23 protein-coding genes are annotated in these 21,687 nt (G+C 49.7%); 14 read left to right on the top strand and 9 right to left on the bottom strand.

Features of this window, described 5'->3' with window-relative positions; genetic code table 11:
• The first annotated feature begins 46 nt into the window (after positions 1 to 46).
• The 7 genes from SPSPH_RS04715 to SPSPH_RS04685 are packed head-to-tail and all read left to right on the top strand — an operon-like array spanning position 47 to position 7,253.
• Positions 47 to 1,129: a uroporphyrinogen decarboxylase family protein gene (locus SPSPH_RS04715; protein WP_075753710.1), complete on the top strand. Its 1,083-nt coding sequence runs from the start codon at positions 47 to 49 to the stop codon at positions 1,127 to 1,129.
• Positions 1,126 to 2,166: a uroporphyrinogen decarboxylase family protein gene (locus SPSPH_RS04710; protein WP_075753708.1), complete on the top strand. Its 1,041-nt coding sequence runs from the start codon at positions 1,126 to 1,128 to the stop codon at positions 2,164 to 2,166. The genes SPSPH_RS04715 and SPSPH_RS04710 overlap by 4 nt, the downstream gene beginning before the upstream one ends.
• A 5-nt stretch (positions 2,167 to 2,171) precedes the next feature.
• The gene (locus SPSPH_RS04705) at positions 2,172 to 3,884 is read left to right on the top strand and encodes an ASKHA domain-containing protein (protein WP_075755959.1); all 1,713 of its coding nucleotides are present in this window, start codon (positions 2,172 to 2,174) and stop codon (positions 3,882 to 3,884) included.
• Between the two features lie 13 nt (positions 3,885 to 3,897).
• Entirely contained in the window at positions 3,898 to 4,575 is a 678-nt protein-coding gene (locus SPSPH_RS04700) for a DUF1847 domain-containing protein (protein ID WP_075753706.1), read from the top strand.
• Between the two features lie 6 nt (positions 4,576 to 4,581).
• The gene (locus SPSPH_RS04695; protein WP_083945403.1) at positions 4,582 to 5,670 is read left to right on the top strand and encodes an ABC transporter substrate-binding protein; all 1,089 of its coding nucleotides are present in this window, start codon (positions 4,582 to 4,584) and stop codon (positions 5,668 to 5,670) included.
• 39 nt (positions 5,671 to 5,709) lie between these two features.
• Positions 5,710 to 6,513, top strand: a complete 804-nt coding sequence (locus SPSPH_RS04690) for an ABC transporter ATP-binding protein (RefSeq protein WP_075753704.1) — start codon at positions 5,710 to 5,712, stop codon at positions 6,511 to 6,513.
• Positions 6,510 to 7,253, top strand: coding sequence for an ABC transporter permease (locus tag SPSPH_RS04685; protein WP_075753702.1), 744 nt, complete (start codon positions 6,510 to 6,512; stop codon positions 7,251 to 7,253). The genes SPSPH_RS04690 and SPSPH_RS04685 overlap by 4 nt, the downstream gene beginning before the upstream one ends.
• Before the next feature lie 78 nt (positions 7,254 to 7,331).
• Here SPSPH_RS04685 and SPSPH_RS04680 read toward each other — a convergent pair whose 3' ends face one another.
• The 3 genes from SPSPH_RS04680 to SPSPH_RS04670 all read right to left on the bottom strand — a co-directional run bounded on the left by SPSPH_RS04680 (position 7,332) and on the right by SPSPH_RS04670 (position 9,594).
• Entirely contained in the window at positions 7,332 to 8,411 is a 1,080-nt protein-coding gene (locus SPSPH_RS04680; RefSeq protein ID WP_075753700.1) for a hypothetical protein, read from the bottom strand.
• Complete coding sequence (locus SPSPH_RS04675; RefSeq protein WP_075753698.1) at positions 8,377 to 9,321, bottom strand: acyl-CoA dehydratase activase-related protein; 945 nt, start codon at positions 9,319 to 9,321, stop codon at positions 8,377 to 8,379. The genes SPSPH_RS04680 and SPSPH_RS04675 overlap by 35 nt, the downstream gene beginning before the upstream one ends.
• 66 nt (positions 9,322 to 9,387) lie before the next feature.
• Entirely contained in the window at positions 9,388 to 9,594 is a 207-nt protein-coding gene (locus tag SPSPH_RS04670; RefSeq protein WP_075753696.1) for a DUF1657 domain-containing protein, read from the bottom strand.
• Between the two features lie 160 nt (positions 9,595 to 9,754).
• Here SPSPH_RS04670 and SPSPH_RS04665 point away from each other — a divergent pair, with 160 nt between their 5' ends.
• The gene (locus SPSPH_RS04665; protein WP_075753694.1) at positions 9,755 to 10,174 is read left to right on the top strand and encodes an EamA family transporter; all 420 of its coding nucleotides are present in this window, start codon (positions 9,755 to 9,757) and stop codon (positions 10,172 to 10,174) included.
• Between the two features lie 9 nt (positions 10,175 to 10,183).
• Here SPSPH_RS04665 and SPSPH_RS04660 read toward each other — a convergent pair whose 3' ends face one another.
• Positions 10,184 to 10,903 carry a DUF421 domain-containing protein gene (locus tag SPSPH_RS04660; RefSeq protein WP_075753692.1) on the bottom strand — a complete coding sequence of 240 codons (720 nt, stop codon included), beginning with the start codon at positions 10,901 to 10,903 and terminating at the stop codon, positions 10,184 to 10,186.
• A gap of 162 nt (positions 10,904 to 11,065) precedes the next feature.
• On the opposite strand from SPSPH_RS04660, the gene SPSPH_RS04655 reads away from it, so the two are divergent.
• From SPSPH_RS04655 to SPSPH_RS04630, 6 genes are all read left to right on the top strand, one after another.
• Positions 11,066 to 11,272, top strand: a complete 207-nt coding sequence (locus SPSPH_RS04655; protein WP_075753690.1) for a DUF1657 domain-containing protein — start codon at positions 11,066 to 11,068, stop codon at positions 11,270 to 11,272.
• Between the two features lie 87 nt (positions 11,273 to 11,359).
• Positions 11,360 to 12,217 carry a DUF421 domain-containing protein gene (locus SPSPH_RS04650; RefSeq protein ID WP_075753688.1) on the top strand — a complete coding sequence of 286 codons (858 nt, stop codon included), beginning with the start codon at positions 11,360 to 11,362 and terminating at the stop codon, positions 12,215 to 12,217.
• A gap of 13 nt (positions 12,218 to 12,230) precedes the next feature.
• Positions 12,231 to 12,710 carry a stage V sporulation protein AC gene (gene spoVAC / locus SPSPH_RS04645; RefSeq protein ID WP_075753686.1) on the top strand — a complete coding sequence of 160 codons (480 nt, stop codon included), beginning with the start codon at positions 12,231 to 12,233 and terminating at the stop codon, positions 12,708 to 12,710.
• On the top strand, positions 12,711 to 13,712 hold the full coding sequence (gene spoVAD / locus SPSPH_RS04640) for a stage V sporulation protein AD (RefSeq protein WP_075753684.1): 1,002 nt from the start codon (positions 12,711 to 12,713) through the stop codon (positions 13,710 to 13,712).
• A 10-nt stretch (positions 13,713 to 13,722) separates the two neighbouring features.
• Positions 13,723 to 14,079, top strand: a complete 357-nt coding sequence (gene spoVAE, locus SPSPH_RS04635) for a stage V sporulation protein AE (RefSeq protein ID WP_198930888.1) — start codon at positions 13,723 to 13,725, stop codon at positions 14,077 to 14,079.
• Between the two features lie 111 nt (positions 14,080 to 14,190).
• Positions 14,191 to 14,397 (top strand): DUF1657 domain-containing protein, encoded by a 207-nt coding sequence (locus tag SPSPH_RS04630; RefSeq protein ID WP_075753680.1) that lies wholly within the window; start codon positions 14,191 to 14,193, stop codon positions 14,395 to 14,397.
• Positions 14,398 to 14,629: 232 nt separating this feature from the next.
• Here SPSPH_RS04630 and SPSPH_RS04625 read toward each other — a convergent pair whose 3' ends face one another.
• The 5 genes from SPSPH_RS04625 to grdC all read right to left on the bottom strand — a co-directional run bounded on the left by SPSPH_RS04625 (position 14,630) and on the right by grdC (position 21,555).
• A complete protein-coding gene (locus SPSPH_RS04625; protein ID WP_075753678.1) occupies positions 14,630 to 15,304 on the bottom strand; it encodes a GntR family transcriptional regulator in 675 nt (224 codons plus the stop codon).
• Positions 15,305 to 15,516: 212 nt separating this feature from the next.
• Positions 15,517 to 17,565, bottom strand: a complete 2,049-nt coding sequence (locus SPSPH_RS04620; RefSeq protein ID WP_075753676.1) for a methyl-accepting chemotaxis protein — start codon at positions 17,563 to 17,565, stop codon at positions 15,517 to 15,519.
• A 64-nt stretch (positions 17,566 to 17,629) separates the two neighbouring features.
• On the bottom strand, positions 17,630 to 18,571 hold the full coding sequence (locus SPSPH_RS04615) for a selenium metabolism-associated LysR family transcriptional regulator (protein WP_075753674.1): 942 nt from the start codon (positions 18,569 to 18,571) through the stop codon (positions 17,630 to 17,632).
• Positions 18,572 to 18,848: 277 nt separating this feature from the next.
• The gene (gene grdD / locus SPSPH_RS04610) at positions 18,849 to 20,012 is read right to left on the bottom strand and encodes a glycine/sarcosine/betaine reductase complex component C subunit alpha (protein WP_075753672.1); all 1,164 of its coding nucleotides are present in this window, start codon (positions 20,010 to 20,012) and stop codon (positions 18,849 to 18,851) included.
• Between the two features lie 4 nt (positions 20,013 to 20,016).
• Positions 20,017 to 21,555 carry a glycine/sarcosine/betaine reductase complex component C subunit beta gene (gene grdC, locus SPSPH_RS04605; RefSeq protein ID WP_075753670.1) on the bottom strand — a complete coding sequence of 513 codons (1,539 nt, stop codon included), beginning with the start codon at positions 21,553 to 21,555 and terminating at the stop codon, positions 20,017 to 20,019.
• Positions 21,556 to 21,687: the final 132 nt, after the last annotated feature.

The raw sequence follows: 21,687 nt of genomic DNA, 5'->3' as shown, positions 1-21,687 counted from the left end.
ACAAAACTGATAACTGCTGTTAGACCAAAAAAAGGAGGTACAACTTATGATCCAAGATCAGATGACACCCATTGAGCGGCTGACGGCCTACAATCTGGGAAACCCTGTTGACCGTCTGCCGTGCGTCCCGATTGTCGGCAATACAGCGGCCCGGGTAATTGGGGTCAAAGTCGGTGAACTGCCGGCCAACGGAAAATTACTGGCACAAGCACAAATTACTGCTTACCGCCGGTTTGGCTATGATATTATCCGCATATTTACCGACCTGTATGGTCAGGCCGAAGCCATGGGCGCCCGCGTCCGTTATCCGGAGGATGAAACAGCCTATCTTGACCAGCCGGCCATTACCGATATAAGCCAGCTTGACCGCCTGACACCGGCCGACCCTTACCGGGACGGCAACCTTCCCCACCAGTTGGAAGCCATGAAAATCGCCATAGCCGAAGTAGGTAAAGAAGTGACAGTTACCGGAGCGCTCACCTGCCCGTTTACCAACGCTTCCTTTCTGATCGGGGCCGAAAACCTGGCCCGCCTTGTCGGCAAAAATCCCGACGCCGTGCATTATTTATGCCGCCTGTCACTGGAAACCTGCCTCAACTACGCCAAAGCCATCATCGATACCGGCTGTACCCCCAGCCTGACTGATCCCATGTCCTCTTCAACCATCATCAGCCCCCAGAAGTTCAGGGAATTTTCCTTTCCTTATCTGAAGCAATTGATTGATTATATTCATTCCCGCGGCAAGCCGGTAACGCTGCATATCTGCGGCAAAACCGCCAAGGTGTGGGAACAGATGGCCGAGGCCGGCGCCGATTGCATCAGTATCGACAATGCCGCCAGCTTATCTGAAGCCAAAACAAAAGTAGGGCACAAACTGCGTCTGATGGGGAATGTCCAGCCATCAGAAATCATGCTGCAGGGTTCCCCGGCTGCTGTTCGACTGGCTGTACTCAGCGGTGTCCGTGAGGCCTATGATAATCCTAAGGGTTATATTGTCGCTTCCGGCTGCAGTCTGCCTACAGAAACACCTTTCGCCAATATTGATGCCATGCTTGCCGCCACACGCGAAATCGGCTATCCCATCACCAAAGAAAAACTTGATCTTCTGGAACAGAGGTGGTCAAAATGACAGTTTTTACGGAAAAAGAGCGCTTGCTGGCCGTGTTAAACCGGCAATCAACAGACCGCCCTCCGGTCATCTGCCCCGGCGGCATGATGAATGCCGCCATTGTCGAGGTTATGAACAGCAGCGGCCAAACTTTGCCTGCCGCCCACTCTGCTGCGGCTTTAATGGCAAACCTGGCTTATGCCGTACACCAGCTTACGGGATTTGAAAACTTCGGTTTGCCCTTTTGCATGACCGTAGAAGCCGAGGTATTGGGAAGCGAAATTGATTTAGGTACGTTAGCGTGTGAACCTAAAATAAGCCGCGAGACCTTTGCCGCCGCCGCCCGGGTAGAGTACAAGGACATCCCTGCCATGCTCAATTCCGGCCGGATACCGGTAGTCTGCCAGGCAACCGCTATCCTAGCCGGACAATATCCGGACATTCCCGTTATCGGCAGCCTGACCGGCCCGGTAAGCACCGCGGCTTCCATTGTCGATCCCATACCGTTCCTGAAAGATTTACGCCGGGACCCGTCTGCCGCACATCGCGTTTTCCAGTATGTAACTGAGCTCTTGATTGGCTTTGCCCACAAGTTAATTGACCACGGTGCTGCCGTAATTGCCATTGGGGATCCTACGGCGACAGGTGAAATTCTTGGACCTAAGATGTTTGGCGAGTATGCTGTACCCTACATCAATAAGCTTATTGACGCAGTGCACCAAAAGGGTGTTCCCGTTATCCTCCATGTCTGCGGCAATTTAAATAGCGTAAAACCCCTGATTCCCGGTATTAGGGCCAACGCCATCAGCACCGATGCCATGGTCAACTTAAAACACCTTAAAGCTGAGTTTCCTGAACTTACTACAATGGGAAATATCAGCACCTACCTATTGGAATTAAGCACTGTGGACAAGGTGTCCCTGCAAACCAAAAACCTTATCACCCAAGGCATTAATATCATCGCGCCGGCCTGCGGTCTAAGTACCTCCAGCCCCCTGGCCAATATCCAGGCCATGACCCAAACGGTTAAGGCGCATTCCCCTGGCGAAAGGGTGTGATGGCTATGGCCCTGTTACGTTTCCATCAGGAAAACAAACTCCCTTCTGCGCCTGTTTGCTTTGAGGCGACGGAGAATATTACCGTTCTTGCTGCTGCCAGGGCGGCAGGCGCCCTGGTCGAATCACCGTGCAACGGTACCGGAACCTGCGGCAAATGCAAGGTACGCATTCCCGCCGCCGCCCTTACTGCTATCCGTCTTCCGGCAGGCTGTCATCACAGTCTGACGCCTGCGGAAGTAAAGGAAGGCATTTTTCTTGGCTGCATGACGGAAATTCAGGCTAACACTGCTGCCGATACCGTTATCGATATCGTTCTGCTGGAACGCCAGGACAAAACCGCTGTTCAGATACTCAGTCAGGGTCATCATCTGGACGTAGCTCTTGATCCGGTTATCAGGAAACAGTATATGCCGGCTGTGAATCAAACAGCAGTACTGGCCGGTAAGTCGATACTGGGGACAGAGCCGGGAAATTCCGTGCGCGTAGCCCACGGCCTGGTTGTTGACATTGGCACAACTACGCTGGTAGCCGCGCTGTTTGACCTGACTACCGGCCGGGAGCTGGCTACCGCCTCGGCGCTCAATCCCCAAAGCCTGCACGCTCAGGATGTTTTGTCCCGCATTAAAATGGGCGCAACCGCCGAGGGTTTGTCCACCCTGCATCATGACATTATCGCTGCCATCAATGCCATGCTCGACGGCTTATTGCAAGATACAGGCCTTACTCAACATACCCTCTACGAAGTCGTCTTCAGCGGCAATACCTGCATGCTCCATCTGGCGCTGAAGACCGACCCGGCTTCACTCGGCAAATATCCCTATATTCCCGTGCTGTGGGGCGACAGCTGCCACCAGGCGGCAGGTCTCGGCCTGCATACCGCCCCCTTTGCACAGCTTTATTTACCGCCTGTTATGTCAGCCTATGTCGGAGCAGATATAACTGCCGGGATGTTAGCCGCCGATTTGGCTAACCTTAAAGGCACTACTTTGTTTGTTGATATCGGCACCAACGGCGAAATGGCCTTGGCAGATAACGGACGCCTGTCGGTAACTTCAACGGCTGCCGGGCCGGCCTTTGAGGGTATGAACATTGCCTGCGGCATGAGAGCCGCCCCTGGAGCCATTGAAAAATTCAAAATAGAGCACGACGGTTCGGCAGCCATCAAGACCATCGCCGGTCGCCCGGCTGTCGGCATCTGCGGCAGCGGATTACTGGACATTGTCGGTGAACTTGTCAGAGCCAAGCTAATAAATAAGACCGGAAAATTTGCCGGAGCTGAAAATAACCTGGCCCATCCACTGCAGCGGCAATTGAAAAAAGAAAATGGCAAAACCATTTTCGCTATCTACCCGTCGGTTTATCTGTCGCAAAAGGATATTCGCCAGGTACAGCTTGCCAAAGGCGCTATCCGCGCCGGCATTGAATGCCTGCTCGCTGCCAGCGGACTAAGCGCTGCCCGAGTTGACCGCGTATTTATTGCCGGTTCTTTTGGTTTTCACCTTAACGCCGACAGCCTGATTAACATCGGTATGCTGCCTGAAGCATTTAAGGGTAAAATTGATTTTCTGGGTAACACGGCCAAAACAGGCGGTCAGGCACTGCTATTAAACCGGGATTCCCGCAAAAAAGCGGCCGCCCTGGTGAAACAGGCAAAGGTTTTAGAACTGGCCACCTATAGCGACTTTGATAAAACCTTTGTTAACTGCCTAAATTTCTAAGGAGGTACATTTTATGAGCCAGCCTAACGAGCTTGACCGGCTTAGCTGCGCCGACTGCCGCCAGCTCAACTGCTATCGCCGCGATAAGCGGTTTCCCGAATTTTGTTTAAGTGTAACATCACGCGGCGCTGCCGATATTAACGCCGAAATAGAACAGTCAAAAACCGCCTATACCGAAGCAGGACCTGACCGCCGGATGGCTCTGGCGGCAGCTGAAATTGAGGGCTTGTATTACGGCAAACTTACGCGGGTAGAGGAAATCATCGCTTTCGCCAAAAGAATTGGCGCCAAAAAACTTGGTATCGCCACTTGCATCGGCCTCATGGACGAAACCCGGGTATTCAGCCGGGTACTTGCCGCTAAGGGGCTTGAAAGCTACAGTGTCATCTGCAAGGTTGGTTCGCTTGACAAGACAGAAATCGGTGTACCGCCCGAGTATAAAGTACAGCAAGGCTGCCATGAAGCGCTCTGCAATCCTGTGCTTCAGGCCCGCCTGTTAAACCAAGCCGGAACTGACCTTAACGTGGTCGTCGGCCTGTGTGTCGGCCATGATTCCCTGTTCATCAAACACTCTGCCGCCCCGGTTACCACTCTCATAACCAAAGACCGGGTGTTAGGCCATAATCCGGCGGCAGCCCTCTATACCAGCGGGTTCTATTATAAACGGCTTTTACAGGAAGAAAAGGAGTGATTATTTGTGTTTAAACATCGGCTGCTACTAACCGGTCTCATCGTTTCCCTTGTTTTCAGCCTGCTGGCAGCAGGCTGCGGTCAGCAAAAAACGCAGCAGGCAAACGCGCCTGCCAGTGCACAATCAGCAGTGCCGGCTGATAAAATCAAGTTTAACATTGGTTATTTGCCGGCTGTTGGCCATGTATTATATTTTGTGGCCAAGGAAAAAGGATTTTACGAGCAGGAAGGGCTTGACGTCGAACTCTTCCAGTTTACCAATTCCGGGGAAGGCTTAAACGCCATCAAAGCCGGTAAACTGGACGCCGGTTCTTTCGGCACCTCAGCGCCTCAGGTCTTTATTGCCAAAGGAACACCCTTTGTCAATATTGGCGGTATGCAAAGCGAAGGCCATGCCATTGTAACCAAACCGGAAAATGCAGAACAATATGCTTCTGTGCAGAGTTTTGTCGGCAAAAAGGTAGCCACCGTTCGCCTGGCAACCGGTGATGCTGTCTGGCGGTCAGCTATGTCCCAAGCCGGTATTGACTGGAAAAACCAAGTAACCATCCAGGAACTTGATTCGCCGGCAGCCGTACTTGAGGCCGTAAAAAAAGGCGCGGCAGATGCCGGCCTGGTGTGGGTTCCCTTTTCGGAAATGGCTGAAAAACAAGGACTAAAAATTGTTTCCTGGTCGGCACAGCATATGGACGGACATGTCTGCTGCCGGGTAGTCGCCCTCGAAGACAAACTTAAAACCAATCAAGAGGCTTATATCCGCTACTCCCGCGCCAGCATCCGCGCCTATGACTTCTATCTTAACAACCATGCCGAAACCCTGGATATCATCAGTAAATATGTCAAGTTAGATAAAGAGCTGCTCGAAAAAGCCACCTACAGCGGTCACATCCACAGCATTCCTGATCCTGATAAAAAACGCTTCACTGCTTTCTGGGAAGCCATGAAAACCGCCGGCTATATTCAAAGCGATATTGATATCAGCAAACATGTTAACAGCGACATCTACAAAACGGCACTTGATCAGTTAATACAGCGTGAACCGCAAAACGCCACCTACCAGCAGCTTGCCAAAGACTTTGCGGCAAACAATCTGTAACCGGTTCCCCGCCGACGTTTAAACGGAAGGAGAATGCTTGTGGCTTTATTAAAACTAGACTCTGTGTCGCTTACTTATCCAGGCGATGACCGTCCGGCCATTGCCGATTTGTCACTAGCCATTGAACAGGGTGAATTTCTGGCAGTCGTCGGCCCCAGTGGCTGCGGCAAAAGCTCGACAATCGGGCTTTTGGCCGGGCTGACACCGGCTACAAGCGGCCTGCTTACCCTGAATGACAACCCGATTTTGGCTCCCGGCCCCGATAGGGCGGTAGTATTTCAGGACTATTCTCTGTTCCCCTGGATGACAGCCCTTGATAATATTATCTTTGCCCTCAAAGAATCCTGCCAGGCAACAGGCAAAGCAGCGCGGCAGGAAGCAAAAAAACTGCTCGACATGGTCGGATTAAGCAGCTACATCCACAAATACCCGTCAGAGCTCTCCGGCGGCATGCGTCAGCGGGTAGCCATCGCCAGGGCTTTTGCCCTGGATGCTCCCGTCTATCTGCTGGATGAACCCTTTGGCGCCGTAGATGCCAAAAACCGGGTAAGCTTACAAGATTTGCTGCTCCAGCTTTGGGCGGCAAACGGCACCCAAAAAACCATCTTGCTGGTTACCCACGATATCGACGAAGCGCTATACCTTGCCGACCGGATTGCGGTATTCACTCCCGGGCCCGGCAGAGTGCTGAAAACCGTTGCTGTTCCATTCTCCCGGCCCCGGCGGCGTTTTTTCCTGGTGCAAGACCCCCGTTATGTGGAACTGCGCAATGAGATTCTGTCACTGCTGCAAAAAGAAATCCTCGAAGAGCTTCAGCAAGTGGAAGGAGGCGCCGGCATATGAGCCAAACCAGCCGTGACCGCCTGGCGCTGGGTATTGCCATCCTGTTCCTCTGGCAGTTAAGCACTGCCTGGTTAAAACTGCTTGACCCCCAGCTATTTCCCCAGCCCCTGCAGGTCCTTAGCCTGCTGGTCGAAGATCGCCAGGTATTTTTGCAAAGTCTGGGCAGTTCCCTCAAGCTATTATTTTGGGGTTACTTCCTGGCTGTAATCCTGGCCGTCCCACTGGGACTGATTGTCGGCTGGAACCGGCGGCTGCGCCTGGCTATTGAACCGGTTACCAATGTTCTCGGCCCCATTCCGCCCATTGTCTATATTCCTTATGCCATTGCCATCTTGCCGACATTTACGCAATCCTCCGTCTTTATCATATTTATCGGCGCCTTTTGGCCATTATTTATGAATACAATAGCCGGTGTGGAGGCGCTGGAAAAGGGGATTGTCGATTCGGCCAGGACCATCGGTGTCGGCAGGAAATCCATGCTGATTAACATTCTGCTGCCCGGAGCTATGCCACATATTGTCAGCGGCGGCGTCATCAGTATGGTGTTGGCCTTTATCCTGCTTACGGCCGCCGAAATGATTGGCGCCACCAGCGGCCTAGGCTGGTATGTAAAATACTTTTCCGACTTTGCCGACTACCCCCGGGTAGTCGCCGGCATCATTGTCATCGGCACAGTTGTCCTGTCACTAATGACCTTATACCGGCGTTTTACCGGTTATCTGCTGCGCTGGCGAAAATAAGGCAAAATTACAGGCAAGCTAAAATAAGAGTTACTAAAAAACGGCAGCATATACCTTTACAAGGAATACGCTGCCGTTTTACTTACCTTTTTTCTTGCGTTTAATACAGTCGACAAAAGCCTCCAGTCTGGTAAGAACCCCAACATCGCTGGAGTGTTCATCAACACTTAATGACAGTAACGGCACCTCCAGGTCCTGGGCAATATTTTTGAGTGCGTACTGGGCTACCTGTTCAGGCATACAACCAAAGGGATATATGTGGATAATCCCGTCATAACCATGCCGGGCACACCATAACGCGCTGCCTACCGACTTCAGCCCTTCACCGCCAACATGATGGTTAAGATACGGTTTTGCCTGCTGCCGGTATGCCTTTTCCTCACTATATAACCCCAGGAAGCTCAATAACGTATTGGCATAGACCCATTCACCGGTATTAATAAATTTGTTAACTTCCACCCCTTGTTTAACCAGTACATTTTCCACTTGATGGTTGACATACGGTTCCAGCAGCAAATAGAATTCCCCGACTAAGCCAACCTTCGGCGGCTGGCTGCCGGCAGCTTCTCCCAGCAGTTTTATTGATTCAATAACTTGCTCCCGCTTAATCTTAATATCTCTGAAAGTCCGGCAATCCATAAACTTGCCGGCAGAGCCGGCGGCTATGTCAATGATTCGATCAGGCTCATCCGACCGTGAGCCATAGAAATTTTTGGCACTGTTTATGTCATCAAGTGCTTTCAGCATTTTTATCGTTATAGCCAGTTGTTTTAGTATTGCCAAACGGCCGGCCTGAGGGGCCAGCTGTTGTAAACAGTGATATAACCCGGTAAAAAGATGATCGACATCGATGGTGCAAAACTCCACGGGTTTGAGCTTGGAGAGCTGAAGCTGTTGAATGGCATGATAAAAACCCAGACGGCATTTTCCGGCACCACATACAGTCACGAAGGTGTCGGCCCCCTGGTCAATACTCTCCAAAAAATTACCCATAGTGATCTTGTAGGGCAGACATGCCCCTTCCGGCGAATGCAGCGAACCTAAGTCTACCGTTTTTTTGGAGATTGGCGGAGCTGCAACAACCTCAACACCAAGGTTTGTCAGTAAATGATAGACCGGTAGGCTAAGATAGCCCATGTGGGGATAACTTACCTTCAAGCTTTAACATCCTTTCCACTATATCCCAGAACGCTTCCACTCGCGTAATAAGCCCGGCGCTGCCGGTATGTTCATCAATAGTCAGCAGCAGATAAGGTTTATTGCCTGGCTTAAGAATATGATGCTCCAGATATTCGTTAACAAGCGAATCGGGACCGCAGCCAAAACTTGTCACTAAAATGATACCGGCAATATCGGCTTGCCGGCAGAAATGCCGGACAGCACCGGCAAGTTTTAGCGATAATTGCCAATAGATATCCTGCCGGTACTCTTTAGCTTCTTCGTAAAGTATTTTGTTTGGCAAATCAGCCGGGGTGATAATATCCACTGCCTGGGATTTAAGTTTTCTCTTAATATCACTATTGAAAAAAACATCATTGATTATGTAACTATGGCCAATCACCGCAATTTTAGGCCTGGGCGGCTGGCTGAGCCCGGGCGGGATAGCCTTCTGCCAATTTTTAAGAGTCTTATAATACGCCTGCTGCCCGTCAATAGTAGATACCCCTAACGGCTGGCAGATAGTCTGAATTGCCTGTAAGGTTGTAGCAGCAGACCTATCCTCGATATTGGGACTAATTATCTTTTCCTTAACCAGCCTAAAGGTATTTTGCACAATATCCGGTAAACCGGCCAGCTTGGCGCACAGATGATTATCGGGGTAATACTGGGCGATACGAGGTACGAATATATGACTGCAGGTGTCCAGTAAGGACGCCGTATGGCCTAAGTAAACCTTCAAAGGTATACAGGATTCATCAATGGCCAGCGCCATCCCCCGGTCTATTATTTGTTTATTGGTTTCACCGGAGAGAACTGCCGCTACTCCGATATTCTGAAAAAAATCCAGCCACAAGCTGCCGAACTCATGATAGAGCAATGCTTGAGGAATGCCGACCTTAACCGCCATCTGTCTCACCCTATTATATTTTAATTTGCATTAACAAGGAGGTAGGTGAACTACCTCCTTGCTTCATTATTCTTGCTGATTAGCCAATTTAGTTTCTGAGGTAGAGCTTACACGGCTATTGAGTTGGGCAATATGCCGCTCCATATCCTGGGACATTTGTTCAAACATGGTCTGCGCACCGGAATCGTCAGTAGATGTAGCAAAGGTAGCATACGTGCCTTTAGCGGCTTCCGCAGCAGCCAGAGCCTTCTCCAGATCTTTTTTTACCGTCATAATACCAGCCTCCTCATTGATAGTTAAGGTTCCATTTACTATTGTTTTACAGACCACAGGTAATTATAAGTGGAACTATGTGCCATTGCTGTTCAAAACAAGCGTTAGTTGCCGTCTCCGGGCATATACTTTTTAAAACAGCATAATTAGGAGGGTTATTTTGGTATTCTTATATGCCTTTCTGGCCGTTCTCTGCCTGGGTTCAGCGCCATTGTTCGGCAAATCAGCCCTTCACAATATCAATCCTGTCACCACGCTGGTAATCAGGACTTTCATCGCCACCGGTCTTATCAGTATCTGGCTGCTCCTTACCAAAACCCCTGTCGGGTTTACGGCATTATCATTATCCAGCTGGCTCATGGTCGGGATGGAAGCCGTCTTAGCGGCCGTCCTGGGCGAATTGGCGTATTTTTACGCACTCCAAAAAGGCGATGTTTATGAGATTGCTGTACTCATGTCCTGTGCGCCGCTGGTAACGATGGTCTTGGGCAACGTATTTTTGAGTCAGCCGTTGTCTTTGCGCCAGCTTATCGGAGCGCTTATTGTCACCATCGGTCTGATAATATTGTGCAGCGATTAATCCGGAAAATTAATTGTCACTATTTTTTTTACTATAATTTGACGGGGTTTTGCGATTGATAAACAGCTGTCCTTTAGAATCAATGCCGGCATAGGTTACCTCAGAAATATCGGTGATATCTTGCTTGGCTAATTCCTCCTCCAGCCAGGCTTGTGATCGGTGCTTTTTTCGTAAATTATGCTCAATGACTACCCCGTCCATAATGAATTCCACCGGGAAAACCGGATCAGGCAGGTGAATATTAAAATCACTTTTCGTCACAGGCTGATTGTCAGTCTTTTTTATTACACTTAACTTGCCTGTGGTTTCTAAAATTGCGTATTGTACTTCGGCAGGGTCTAAGACCCCCTGTTCGCGCAATTGTCCATGCAGTTCATCCAGGTCATAGCGCAGGTGCCCCATATTTTCTTCAATAATCTTTCCATTTTCGATTACGATTGTGGGCGAGCCGTCAATTAACTTCCTGAGAGGACGGCTTTTGACGGTAATAAGCGATACGGCATAGGTGAGTGCCACAAATAAAATAAGATCATAATAATGGTTCCACACTTTATCGGCGTCAGCTGCCGCTATGTTGGCAGCAAGCGAGCCGATGGTAATGCCGCTGATGTATTCATAGTATGTCAGTTGTCCGACCTGCGTCTTACCAAGTACCCGGGTTAAAACCAGCAGTCCTAAGAATACCAGTGTCGTCTGCCACGTATCGCGAATAAATTCCTGCCATTCCATGGTGCTGCCTCCTTTACAAACCCATATGTGCTATAGGGTGCGCAAAGGACAAGGAAGATATCCTCCGCTTGTTTATAATGTCCCGGGTAAAATTTTTCAGCCTATTTTACTGAATTAACCTTGCTAAAAGTAACCATACTATGGTAAACGGAGGTACTTCAAATGACAGTTGCTTCTCAAGTCAAACAGACATTAGCTACTTTAAAAGGTACTCAGGGTACATTAAGACTCTATACAGCGCAGACACGGGATGAAGAAACCAAGTTAGTCTACAAGGAAGCCCTGGCAGCTACCGGGATAATTATTAATGACCTTGAAAGAAGATTGCAGACATTAGAGTATCAGGAACCACAATATAAAGGAAATTAGAACTTTGCGTCGTCTAACCACTTGAATTCTACAGTTATTTAACTTCAAATTATAAGTGACGCAAGGTACTAGTCAGGAGATTAAACAATGCAGGCATGGCTACAGATATTACTTAGTTCAGTTTCGTTATTCTTTTTGCTGCTGCTTTTGACCAGGGTGATGGGAAAGAGAAATCTTGCCCGGATAACGCCGTTTCGGTTTGTATGTTACATAGCAGCGGCAGTAATTGCCGCCGCCATATCCTTACAGCTTACCAGGCCTGCCATCGGACTTGTTGCGCTTAGTGTCTGGGTGCTGCTGCCGATAGCTTTGGATTATTTGTCCCTTAAAAGCAAATGGGTTCATGACCTGGTCAATGGAAAGGAAACGGTGTTAGTCAAGCATGGAAAAATTATGGAGGAAAATCTCCTGCAAACAAGGCTAACCGGCGAAGAACTGCTGCGGGAGCTTCGTTCCAAAAATGCTTTTAATCTGGCAGATGTAGAATTTGCGGTAATGGAAGATACCGGTGACATCAGTGTATTTATGAAATCTGACAAAAAGCCTGTAGCGGCGCATGATCTGGGGATAAAAACAGCCCCTCTGGCAGAACCGCAGACAGTCATCCTTGACGGCAACATATTGCCTGAGCCGCTCGCGTCTTTAGGCTTTAACACCGAATGGCTGGGCATCCAACTGGAGACAATAGGGGTATCGCTGGATAATGTTTTTGTCGGACAAGTAGACTCTTCCGGTGATTTGTACCTCGATTTGTTTGATGACTCGGTCCAACTGCCGCAACCCAAAATCAAGGAAATGCTGTATGCAAACTTTGAAAAAGTGCAGGCCGACCTTACAACCTTTTCACTGGAAACCCAGAATGAGGCTGCTAAACAAATGTATGCTGAGCATGCGAAACAGATAAGCCGCCTTATGGCTAAGCTTAAACCATATTTATTGCGTTAGAAGGTGGATTATATTGTCAAGTATCAAACGCAAGAAGCTGACTCCCGCCCAGCAGCAGTACCAGGACTTTGCCCGCGCGCGGGAGCCGCAGCGTCCCCTATTCAAAAACTGCATTCGCGCTTTTATTGTCGGCGGCATTATCTGTACGATAGGCCAGGGAGTACAGTTGTTTTTTATGACCTATTTTAATTTTGATGAAAAGACAGCCGGCGATCCGACGGTGGCTATTATGATTTTGCTTTCCGTGATCCTTACCAGTATCGGAGTATATGATCACATCGCTCAATGGGGCGGTGCCGGGAGCGCAGTGCCGGTTACAGGGTTTGCCAATACTATTACCTCAGCCGCCCTTGACCATAAAAGTGAGGGGTTTGTACTGGGTGTCGGCGGCAACATGTTTAAAATCGCCGGACCGGTTCTGGTATTTGGCGTCTTTTCCGCTTTTGTTGTCGCCATTGTGCGGGTACTCATAACATCGTTAGGTGGAATGTAAATGCTGCAAGGTCATCAAACATGGATTTTTCCGTCTAAACCGGCAATCATTGCTTCGGCGGCTATCGGCGGGCCTTTTGAGGCCCAGGGCAATCTGGCAGGCGATTTCGACCTGCTGCACGGTGATATCTGGCTTGGTCAGGACAGCTATGAGCAAGCCGAAAAACTACTGTTGGAGCAAGCTTGCGAAACGGCAATTAAGAAGGCTGGGCTTAAAAAAGAAGATATCCAGTTTTTTTTCAGCGGCGATCTGATTAACCAGATTATGCCCAGCAGCTTTACCGCCCGAACCCTTGCCGTTCCCTATTTGGGTATTTATGGCGCCTGTTCCAGTTCGATGGAAGGCCTTTCCCTGGCCTCGGCGATTATTGACGGCGGTTTCGCCCAGAATGCACTTGTCGGTACATCCAGCCACAATGCCGCCTCGGAAAAACAATACCGTTATCCTACCGAATATGGTGCACAAAAACCGCCGACTGCCCAGTGGACTGTGACCGGAGCCGGTGCCGCCGTTGTCGCTAAACAAGGGGAAGGCCCGCGAGTTATCGCCTCTACAATTGGGCGGGTAATTGACATGGGGCTTTCCGATCCTTTTAACATGGGTGCCGCCATGGCTCCGGCTGCCGTTGACACCATCCAAGCCCATTTCCGGGATCTGAACATATCCCCCAATCACTATGACCTGATTACCACCGGCGACCTGGGCAAGGTTGGTCACCGGATTGCCGGCGATCTGCTTACCAAACACGGCCTGGATATCCCGGTGGAAAAATTCACCGACTGCGGTCTGTTAATGTACAAAGAAGACCAGCCGGTTATCGCCGGCGGCAGTGGCTGCGCCTGTGTTGCCACAACTACGTTCGGCCACCTTTTAAACCGCATGCGCCGGGGGGAATTGAACCGGATTCTGGTCATCGCCACAGGCGCTTTGCTCTCCCCCATGTCATATCAGCAAAAAGAAAGCATACCCTGTGTTGCCCATGCGGTAGCAATAGAAATGTAACAGGAGGCTTATGTTGGAAAAGTTTATTTTAGCATTTGTCGTTGGTGGAACAATCTGCGTAATTGGACAACTCCTGATGGATGGACTGAAGCTAACGCCGGCGCACACCATGGTTGCGCTGGTAGTGACCGGAGCTGTGTTAGGCGGCTTTGGCGTATATGACGATTTAATTAAATTTGCCGGTGCGGGAGCATCGGTTCCGATAAGCAGTTTTGGCAATCAACTGGTAAAAGGTGCCCTGCAGGAGGCGGAAAAAACCGGTCTTGTCGGCGTGTTGACCGGCATTTTTAAAGTTACCAGCGCCGGCATTTCAGCGGCCATTATTTTCGGGTTCCTGGCAGCCTTACTCTGTAAGCCAAAGGGCTAAGTCAACCATTTATTCGTGCCTGTGGGCTAACCTCCCATTTACAGCAGCCGGGAGTCTTAACACAGGTTAAGCAACAGGTACATGCACTGCTGTAAAAGGAGGTGAAGAAAGATGACAGTAGGTACTCAGATGACTCAGGCCATCGCCACAGTGCAAAATGCCGCAGCTACGATGAAGACATTTTCATTGGAAACGCAAGACCAGCAAGCAAAACAAACCTTTGAGCAACTGGCAACAACACTTGATAATGCCGTTGAAACATTACAGCAAAGACAAAAATATGTTGAAAAGCAGGAACCCCAATACAAACAGCAATAAGCTCAGCCCGGAACATGAACAAGCTGGAACTTTCGTTCCAGCTTTGTTTATATCTTTTATTTAACCCTTGCGCATATGTGATTAATCTATATTTCCGCATTAAGAAACACGACTTGCACCAAGCCTATGGCTATGGTACAAGTCGATGCTGCTCTTATCCTGTTCTTAAAAAATTATGTTTTCTGTTGGGATAAAAAAAAATAAGCATGCTTAAACAGCCTTATTGGCTTATTTATTGTTTGGTAAACATTGCGTCAACATAATTGTGCATATGCCTCATGAATTCGTCCAACACCAGCGGCGACTGTTTGGTTTTCAAGGCGTTAAGAATCCGCAAATGCTCCTGTGCCTTCTCCTCAAAGGTACCCAGTGTTACAATATCTTGGTTCATAACAATCAAAAGCTGGTAAAACAAACCCTCCAGAATCTGCGCACGCCGGCTGCTTTCAGAAGCATTCCACAAATAACGGTGAAAAGATAAATCCAATGTATTCAACAAGGATACACGCTCCTCATCGTTACTACATCGTCCTTCGCCATTTTTCATCTCCCGCGTCAGATTGTACAATTCCTGGTAATCGTTCTCCTGCAGCTTATCTTGGGTGACAAGTACATGCAATATCTGAATTTCAAGCGAGATGCGTACCTCAAATACCTCGAGAACCTCTTTAGGACTCAATTCCAGAACCTGATTACCTCTTCTCGGCGAAAAAGAAATAATCCCCTGTTCGTTCAGAATTCGCATCGCTTCGCGTACAGGGGCGCGGCTGGTGTTTAACTCGCTGGAAATATCCGCCTCAATCAGTTTATCACCGCTTTTCAATGCACCGGACAAAATTTTACTTTTCACATAAGCAACAACTATATCGCTCAGACTTTTTTTCTCGTATGCCGGCATAATTTCCATGCCTTGGATTCACCATCTTTTCAGAAATTTTACATATTGTATTATACCGCACTATGCCCGTTCTGTACAGAGCGGTTCCAGCGGCATTTCCCTATATCGGTAAGAAAAGGCTTCGGAAAGAGACAATAATACCATTGCTTTTTTAACAAGACTGGGCAATCAAGGTCTTATATACCTTAATTGCCCAGTCTTTTCTGTATCTATTCAGCCAACTACAATTTGAACCTGCTTACAGCCCCAGTCAAGGTTTCCGCCATTTGGGCCAAAGCCTCACTGGCGGCAGCGATTTCTTCCATGGAGGCTGCCTGCTCCTCCGTAACCGCTGAAACCGTCTGGGTTTGACTGGCAGTATCTTTGTTTATTTCATCAATTTCTTTTACGGCCGTAACTATATCCTGGCTGCCACCGGCAACACGCTGCACCGTATTGGTAATTTTGCTCACCTGGTCTGATACCTGATCAAACAGTGTCACTATCTCGGCAAAGGCAAGACCTGCATTATTGACAACTTCCGCCCCGATCTTTACCTCACGCGTGCCCTCATCCATGGCCATAACCGCACTGGTAGTCTCACTCTGGATTTCGCCAATTAGTCCGGCAATCTGTTTGGCGGCTTCCTGGGACTGTTCCGCCAGCTTGCGCACTTCTTCGGCCACTACCGCAAAGCCGCGCCCCTGTTCACCGGCACGGGCTGCCTCAATGGCGGCGTTGAGGGCTAAGAGGTTGGTCTGACTGGCAATACCGGCAATGGTATCGACAATCTGGCCGATTTCTTTGGAGCGTTCCCCCAGCTTAACAACAATCTGCGCGGTATGGGTCACTTTGGTCTCAATAGTAACCATTTGCCGCACTGCTGCTTCGACCGCCTCGCCCCCTTCTTGGGCAGCGCCTGCTGCTTTCCCGGAAGTCGCCTCAACTATGCCGACATTGTCGGCAACCTGGTTGATCTCGTTTGCAATGCGATCAACAATAGCTGTAGCTTGGTTAACGGCGCCGGTTTGCCGCTCGGTACCGGCGGCCACCGCCGTAATACTCATGGCCGTTTGGGTTGCGCCTTGCGCCGACTGCTCGGCACTTGCCGTCAGTTCTTCCGACGAAGAGGCCAGCTGCTCTGAAGATTGCATGACCTGCACCATCAGGCTGCGCAAGTTGCCGGACATAGTGGCAAAGGCCGCTGCCAACTGACCGATCTCATCCTTGCCCGCCTGGGTTTCCCCGATGTCGCTAAGATCGCCTGCAGCCACCCGGTTGGCAGTTTCAGACAATTTTCGTATAGGGTTGACAATGCGCCGATTTACAAAATAGGATAACGTGAACACAAACAGGAGAATGGAGACAGTCACCAATATCAGGTTAGAATACATCAGGCTGTTCAAGCCGGCAAAGACTTCCTCCGCCGGGTAAACCAACAGCAGGGTCATTCCGGTATCGCCTACCGGCGAGTATACAATGTAATTATCTTTTACTTGCATGATTCCCGCTTGCTTCGCATGCAGCGCTGCTTCACCCAGCGCCCGCCATTCCTTGTCAGACACCTCTGTGAGCTTTACTGATAAGTCCTGGATCTGCTCGGTTTTACTGCCGGTATAGTTGCCAATAACCATACCGGCCCGGGTAAGCGCGAAGGCATAACCGTTCTGCCCCACACGGATGTCTGCCAGCTGCCGCTTAAAAATGTCCAGAGTGAAATCTGCTTCCGCCACGCCAATGCGCTTACCGTTTTTATCGATTGGATGAACACAGGTTACCCAGATCAGATTAGGGTCGCTTTGGTCCACATACGGTTCTGAGTAATCAACTGTCTTTTGCAAGCCGATACCTAATTTATACCACGCTTTAGCATGATAATCCACTACACTGTATTCCCACGTTAAAACCGGTATACCGTTTTTGTCCTTCATCATGTACGGGTAATGATTTTTCACATCCGGCTGATAGGCGTACGGCTCAAACGCCATGCCGGCACCGGCAAAGGACTTACTTTTCTGCACGCTTTTCTTAATATAACTAAGGACAATCTCTTCCTGGTACTCCGGCATGGTTGTAATCATATTGCCCAGGGTTATAGCTTCGTCGGAAATCTCTTTGATCGGAATATATAGTGATGTTGCTTCTTGCAGAGCCTGAGTCAATAATTTTTCTTCTTGCTGAGTTACCGCATACTCTTTGACCTGCGTTGACGAAATATAGGTCTGAATACCAAAGACCAGTAGCGTAATGCCGGTAATGATAAGGATAAAAAAAGTCCGTATGCTCTTCACAGGCTTCTCTCCTCTAAATTATAAGATTTTCTCAGGGCTTTCACCGCCGGGACAGCACATGATTTTAGCGGCAATCTCTTTGCTCAGAATATACAGCAATGTTTCCATTAGCAAAATAATTTTCCAGATAAGTGACAAATACCCTTTGGACCGGCGATAACACCACTTCTTTTTTAAAAACAAGATGAAATTGCCGCGTGAATGCCTGCTGCTCAAGGTTATATACCTTGATTTGCCCGGTTTTTTCATAGGCAGTTGCCGCAACTTTGGAAACAAAGGATATTCCCATTCCCTGGGACACAGCCGATAAAATGCTCTGGGTGTCATGAAAATAGGCCACAATATTCAGATTCTGGACAGAAATGCCCTGCTTATACAGCAGTTGTTCCATTTCCACACGGGTGCCGGAGCCGTCCCCGCGCATCACAAAAGGCTGTTGCCGTAAAAACGCCGGCAGGTCGCGATACATCGCCCCTTTGTTAACCGGCATCGATTTGGGGATAATCAGCACCAGTCTGTCATGATAGAAAGGAACTGTCAGCAAACAACGGGAATTGACGCTTGTGCCCACTATACCAAAATCATACCGGTATCCCAAAAGCCCTTCCACGACTTGCTGGCTGCCCGCCTGGTGGATATGAAACACGATACGGGGATACTGTTTTTGAAAGGCGGTAATGATTTCCGGCAGCAAAAACTGAGCAGGCACGGTAGAGGCTAAGATGCTGATTTCTCCCATCAATTCCCGGTCAATCCTACTGACACTGCTGATAGCCTCATCGCGCAGGGCAAGGATGCTTTTGGCCCGGTGAAACAACTCTTTGCCTGTCTGGGTTGGATAAACCGCCTTAGTCGAACGTATCAACAGCTGCGCCCCGATCTCATTCTCCAGAGAACTGATATGGGCGCTAATGGTCGGCTGAGACAAATAGATCATGTCGGCGGCCTTGGAAAAGCTGTTGTATTGAACCACTGCGACAAATGCTTCCAATTGTTTCATTTCCATCTTTGCTACCTCCCGTAAACTCTGCTCAAGTGCTGCACAGAACAGCCGCTTCCTCGTTCTGTATTGCTAGACTAAGTAATCGTACTGAACATACTTTCCTGTATGCCACACACTCCGCCGGTATTGCCGCCGACGGAGTGTAAGGACAATCAATTAGATTTTTACTTCAAAGATTGCCGCTTTAACTTTCTATGACCCGCAAAAGGTCATCCATCTTAGGTAAAGTACGCAGGCTTTGCTGCTTCGTCATGGAAAGGCCTCCTTGCACGAGCTGTTATTATTCGCCGATATACCCTTTGCTCAATAAAATGCCCTTGGCCTGTTCCACTTTTGCCTCAGAGATCAGAACTACCGGTCCGGTACAACCCATGCCGCTTTCAGCATAGATGTTTTCCTTCCACAAAGCCTGTACGGCGTCCTCCAAGTCCAAAATTTCGATGCCGTGGATTTCCGCGGTCACCACTTCTTTCGGCGGCGCTGCGGCCTTAGACACTTCTACCGGTTGCTTTTGCACCCGGCAGCCGGCTAACACAGCGTCAAGTCCGGCCTGTTTGGCCGCCTTAAGCTCTGTCGCAAAGACGCGTTGGTAGTCGCCGCCAGCCAGCTCGGCCGCAAATTCAATGGCTCCTTGGACTACAGGAGCACCGGAAGCACGGGACACGATCAGGATTAGCTTATCGAAGTTTTCTCCCATACCCGGCCCGTAGCCGTAACCGACAGATTCATAGTTGCCGCCGGTATGGTATGAGGAAAATAATTTCATAAGAATGTTGCCTGTCAGTGAATCGGTGACCATTACATCACAAGAACCCCTCAAAAGATCGTTGCCCCGCATGATAACACCGCCGTCACTTCTGCCTGAAGTGGCAAACCGGATAGGATAGCCATTGGTCGCCAGCTTCAGCAGCTGTAGTTCCGCCTGACGTGCCCCATCAATATTTAAGAGGCCCACCGTCGGTTCAGCCACACCGCAGGCTTTGGCTGTGGCAATACCATACAGGGCATTGCGCACAAGTCCCTCTACCCGGTCAAGAGCTGTTGTGCCGGTGGTGGTGGCAATATACATCGCCTTCCCCTTGGCTGGTGTAATAACACGACCTACCGTGGAAACCCCGATGGGAAACGGGTAATGCATGGTTACGCCGCCCTGGGCAGCCCCGCTGTCTAACAGGCTTTCCAGTGCTTCATGCCCCTCTTCTTCCGTCGAAATGCTCACTGTTTCCACACCGGGAGCGTTCGCAGGCTTCGTGCCGATGACCTTCACCTGTATTCCCTGCTTGGCTGCCATAGCCGCAGCTTGGTAAAGTTCGTCCTCACCATGCTCACTGCCAAGGGCGGTAAGGGCGATAACGGCCCGGGGAGCCTGAGCACCGTTTTCCAGTGTATCCGCCAGCTTGAGAAAGGTGTCGGCAATGATACGGTTGATCTCTTTATCCGCCATAACGCTACTCCTCCAGCTTTCCGGCAAGGTGCCCGGCAAACTCCCGCAGGGACGCGGCAATCAGCTGCTGCACCCGGGCTTCGGTAATCCCGTCCGCCCGGTTTGTACCGCTATTTTTCTGCAGCACAAAGGAAATACCGTCAAACAGGTTGGTCATGCGTCCTAAGAACAGACTTCCCTTGCCGACGAACATAGCGCGCTCTATCCTTTCCGCCAGCATTTCCTGACGTGCAAAACCAAGATACGGAACACCGGAAGGAATATGACCTTGTGTTGGCGCCCAACCGGTCATGCCGTGCTTTTCTACGAAGGAATTTAACTCCGTTTTCTGGATTTGACCCTTCATAGCAGCCAGCGCACCAATCATTTTGTAGTTGGCTTCCGGCACATTGCCCGCACCGGCAGGTTTAGTGATATCAGGATTCTGCATTTCCACCGAGTATTTGTCCACATCGGTCAGCTTAAGGCCCGCCTTCTCCAAAGCAGCAAAAGTCAATGAAGAAATGACATTTTGCGGTGCTGAGCCGGTTCCCACAGTGTGACGGCCAAGAATATCGGTATTGAGTTCAGGACTGACACCGTCATTCTCCGATATCAGCACCGCGAATCCTGCCACACAATCCTCCAATATGGGCAAGCCTTTTTTCAGATGGTCTTTGCCGTTCATCCCCAGCTTGGCTGTGGAACCACCTGCGGCTACTACCACATGTTTAAAGACTCCTGCCTTAACCAAAGAGGCCGCCTGTACCAGCGCATGGGTAGGACCGGCGCAGAAACCGCGCACATCACTGCCGGTGGCATTGATGAGTCCTGCCATTTCGGCTGCAGCTTTGGCAAAATTGCCGCCGCCACGCTGATTCATGTCACCGCAAGCTTCCTCGGAGCACTCAATTACATATTCTACTTCTTCTTTTTTCACACCGTTCTGGTGGATTAAATGCAGAACAGATACTACACAGGATGCCTTGGAAACCAGGTTTTCAAAAATGACATGAGCTGACAGGGAATCGTCAATATCATGAGCAGCCTTCACGCAGCCGATTGCTTCGCCATGCAGATAAATAGGCTCAGCCCCGGCGTTTTTTACCAACTCGGCAATTTCCGCTGCTCCGGCATACTTGTCCAGGCCGGCAAGCAGCGCGTTGTCCACCAACGGGTGGGCTTCCAGCTTCGCCTTAACAGCCTTGCTGAAATTTTCATTCAGCTTGACCAGGTCAAATACATCACAGATTTTCATCATGCCGATAAATTCATCCTGTGGCATGATTTCCCCGAACGTACCCTGGCGCTTTGCTTCCACGCGCTTGTCATACCAAGGCATAGGCAGCTCTGCCAGTTCATCGGGTGTCATATTACCGATATAAACCTGATTGGGCGGATAAGCTGCACACGCCTCATAGTCACGCAGGCCATGTACGATTTCTTTCAGATAATCGGAATCAGGTTTTACTCTCTTTTCAGTAGTTTGGGTCGTACCATTATGAACAACCATGTCTGGCGTATGTGCCAGAAAGTAGCTCGCCCCTTTGAGTACACTGTACATAGGAAACACCCTTTCGTCTAAAGATTAAACGGGCGCTAAAAGATAAGGCCTACTATGTAATCCTCTCTCTTACCGCCCGCACATTCCTCCTGTCACTCGCGTGAAGTGATAGTGATACGGCTTATCTTAGCA

Origin of the sequence: Sporomusa sphaeroides DSM 2875, from assembly GCF_001941975.2 — a bacterium.
Classification (GTDB): domain Bacteria; phylum Bacillota; class Negativicutes; order Sporomusales; family Sporomusaceae; genus Sporomusa; species Sporomusa sphaeroides.
Note: the sequence above shows the minus strand (reverse complement) of the source record. Positions and strands in the feature narration are given on the sequence as shown.

Bases quoted from the DNA above. Each gene is read 5' to 3' on its own strand.
- SPSPH_RS04715 (WP_075753710.1), top strand. From the start codon at position 47: ATGATCCAAGATCAGATGACACCCATTGAGCGGCTGACGGCCTACAAT.
- SPSPH_RS04710 (WP_075753708.1), top strand. From the start codon at position 1,126: ATGACAGTTTTTACGGAAAAAGAGCGCTTGCTGGCCGTGTTAAACCGG.
- SPSPH_RS04705 (WP_075755959.1), top strand. From the start codon at position 2,172: ATGGCCCTGTTACGTTTCCATCAGGAAAACAAACTCCCTTCTGCGCCT.
- SPSPH_RS04700 (WP_075753706.1), top strand. From the start codon at position 3,898: ATGAGCCAGCCTAACGAGCTTGACCGGCTTAGCTGCGCCGACTGCCGC.
- SPSPH_RS04685 (WP_075753702.1), top strand. From the start codon at position 6,510: ATGAGCCAAACCAGCCGTGACCGCCTGGCGCTGGGTATTGCCATCCTG.
- SPSPH_RS04675 (WP_075753698.1), bottom strand. From the start codon at position 9,321: ATGGCGGTTAAGGTCGGCATTCCTCAAGCATTGCTCTATCATGAGTTC.
- SPSPH_RS04670 (WP_075753696.1), bottom strand. From the start codon at position 9,594: ATGACGGTAAAAAAAGATCTGGAGAAGGCTCTGGCTGCTGCGGAAGCC.
- SPSPH_RS04660 (WP_075753692.1), bottom strand. From the start codon at position 10,903: ATGGAATGGCAGGAATTTATTCGCGATACGTGGCAGACGACACTGGTA.
- SPSPH_RS04655 (WP_075753690.1), top strand. From the start codon at position 11,066: ATGACAGTTGCTTCTCAAGTCAAACAGACATTAGCTACTTTAAAAGGT.
- SPSPH_RS04650 (WP_075753688.1), top strand. From the start codon at position 11,360: ATGCAGGCATGGCTACAGATATTACTTAGTTCAGTTTCGTTATTCTTT.
- spoVAD (WP_075753684.1), top strand. From the start codon at position 12,711: ATGCTGCAAGGTCATCAAACATGGATTTTTCCGTCTAAACCGGCAATC.
- spoVAE (WP_198930888.1), top strand. From the start codon at position 13,723: ATGTTGGAAAAGTTTATTTTAGCATTTGTCGTTGGTGGAACAATCTGC.
- SPSPH_RS04630 (WP_075753680.1), top strand. From the start codon at position 14,191: ATGACAGTAGGTACTCAGATGACTCAGGCCATCGCCACAGTGCAAAAT.
- SPSPH_RS04625 (WP_075753678.1), bottom strand. From the start codon at position 15,304: ATGGAAATTATGCCGGCATACGAGAAAAAAAGTCTGAGCGATATAGTT.
- SPSPH_RS04615 (WP_075753674.1), bottom strand. From the start codon at position 18,571: ATGGAAATGAAACAATTGGAAGCATTTGTCGCAGTGGTTCAATACAAC.
- grdD (WP_075753672.1), bottom strand. From the start codon at position 20,012: ATGGCGGATAAAGAGATCAACCGTATCATTGCCGACACCTTTCTCAAG.
- grdC (WP_075753670.1), bottom strand. From the start codon at position 21,555: ATGTACAGTGTACTCAAAGGGGCGAGCTACTTTCTGGCACATACGCCA.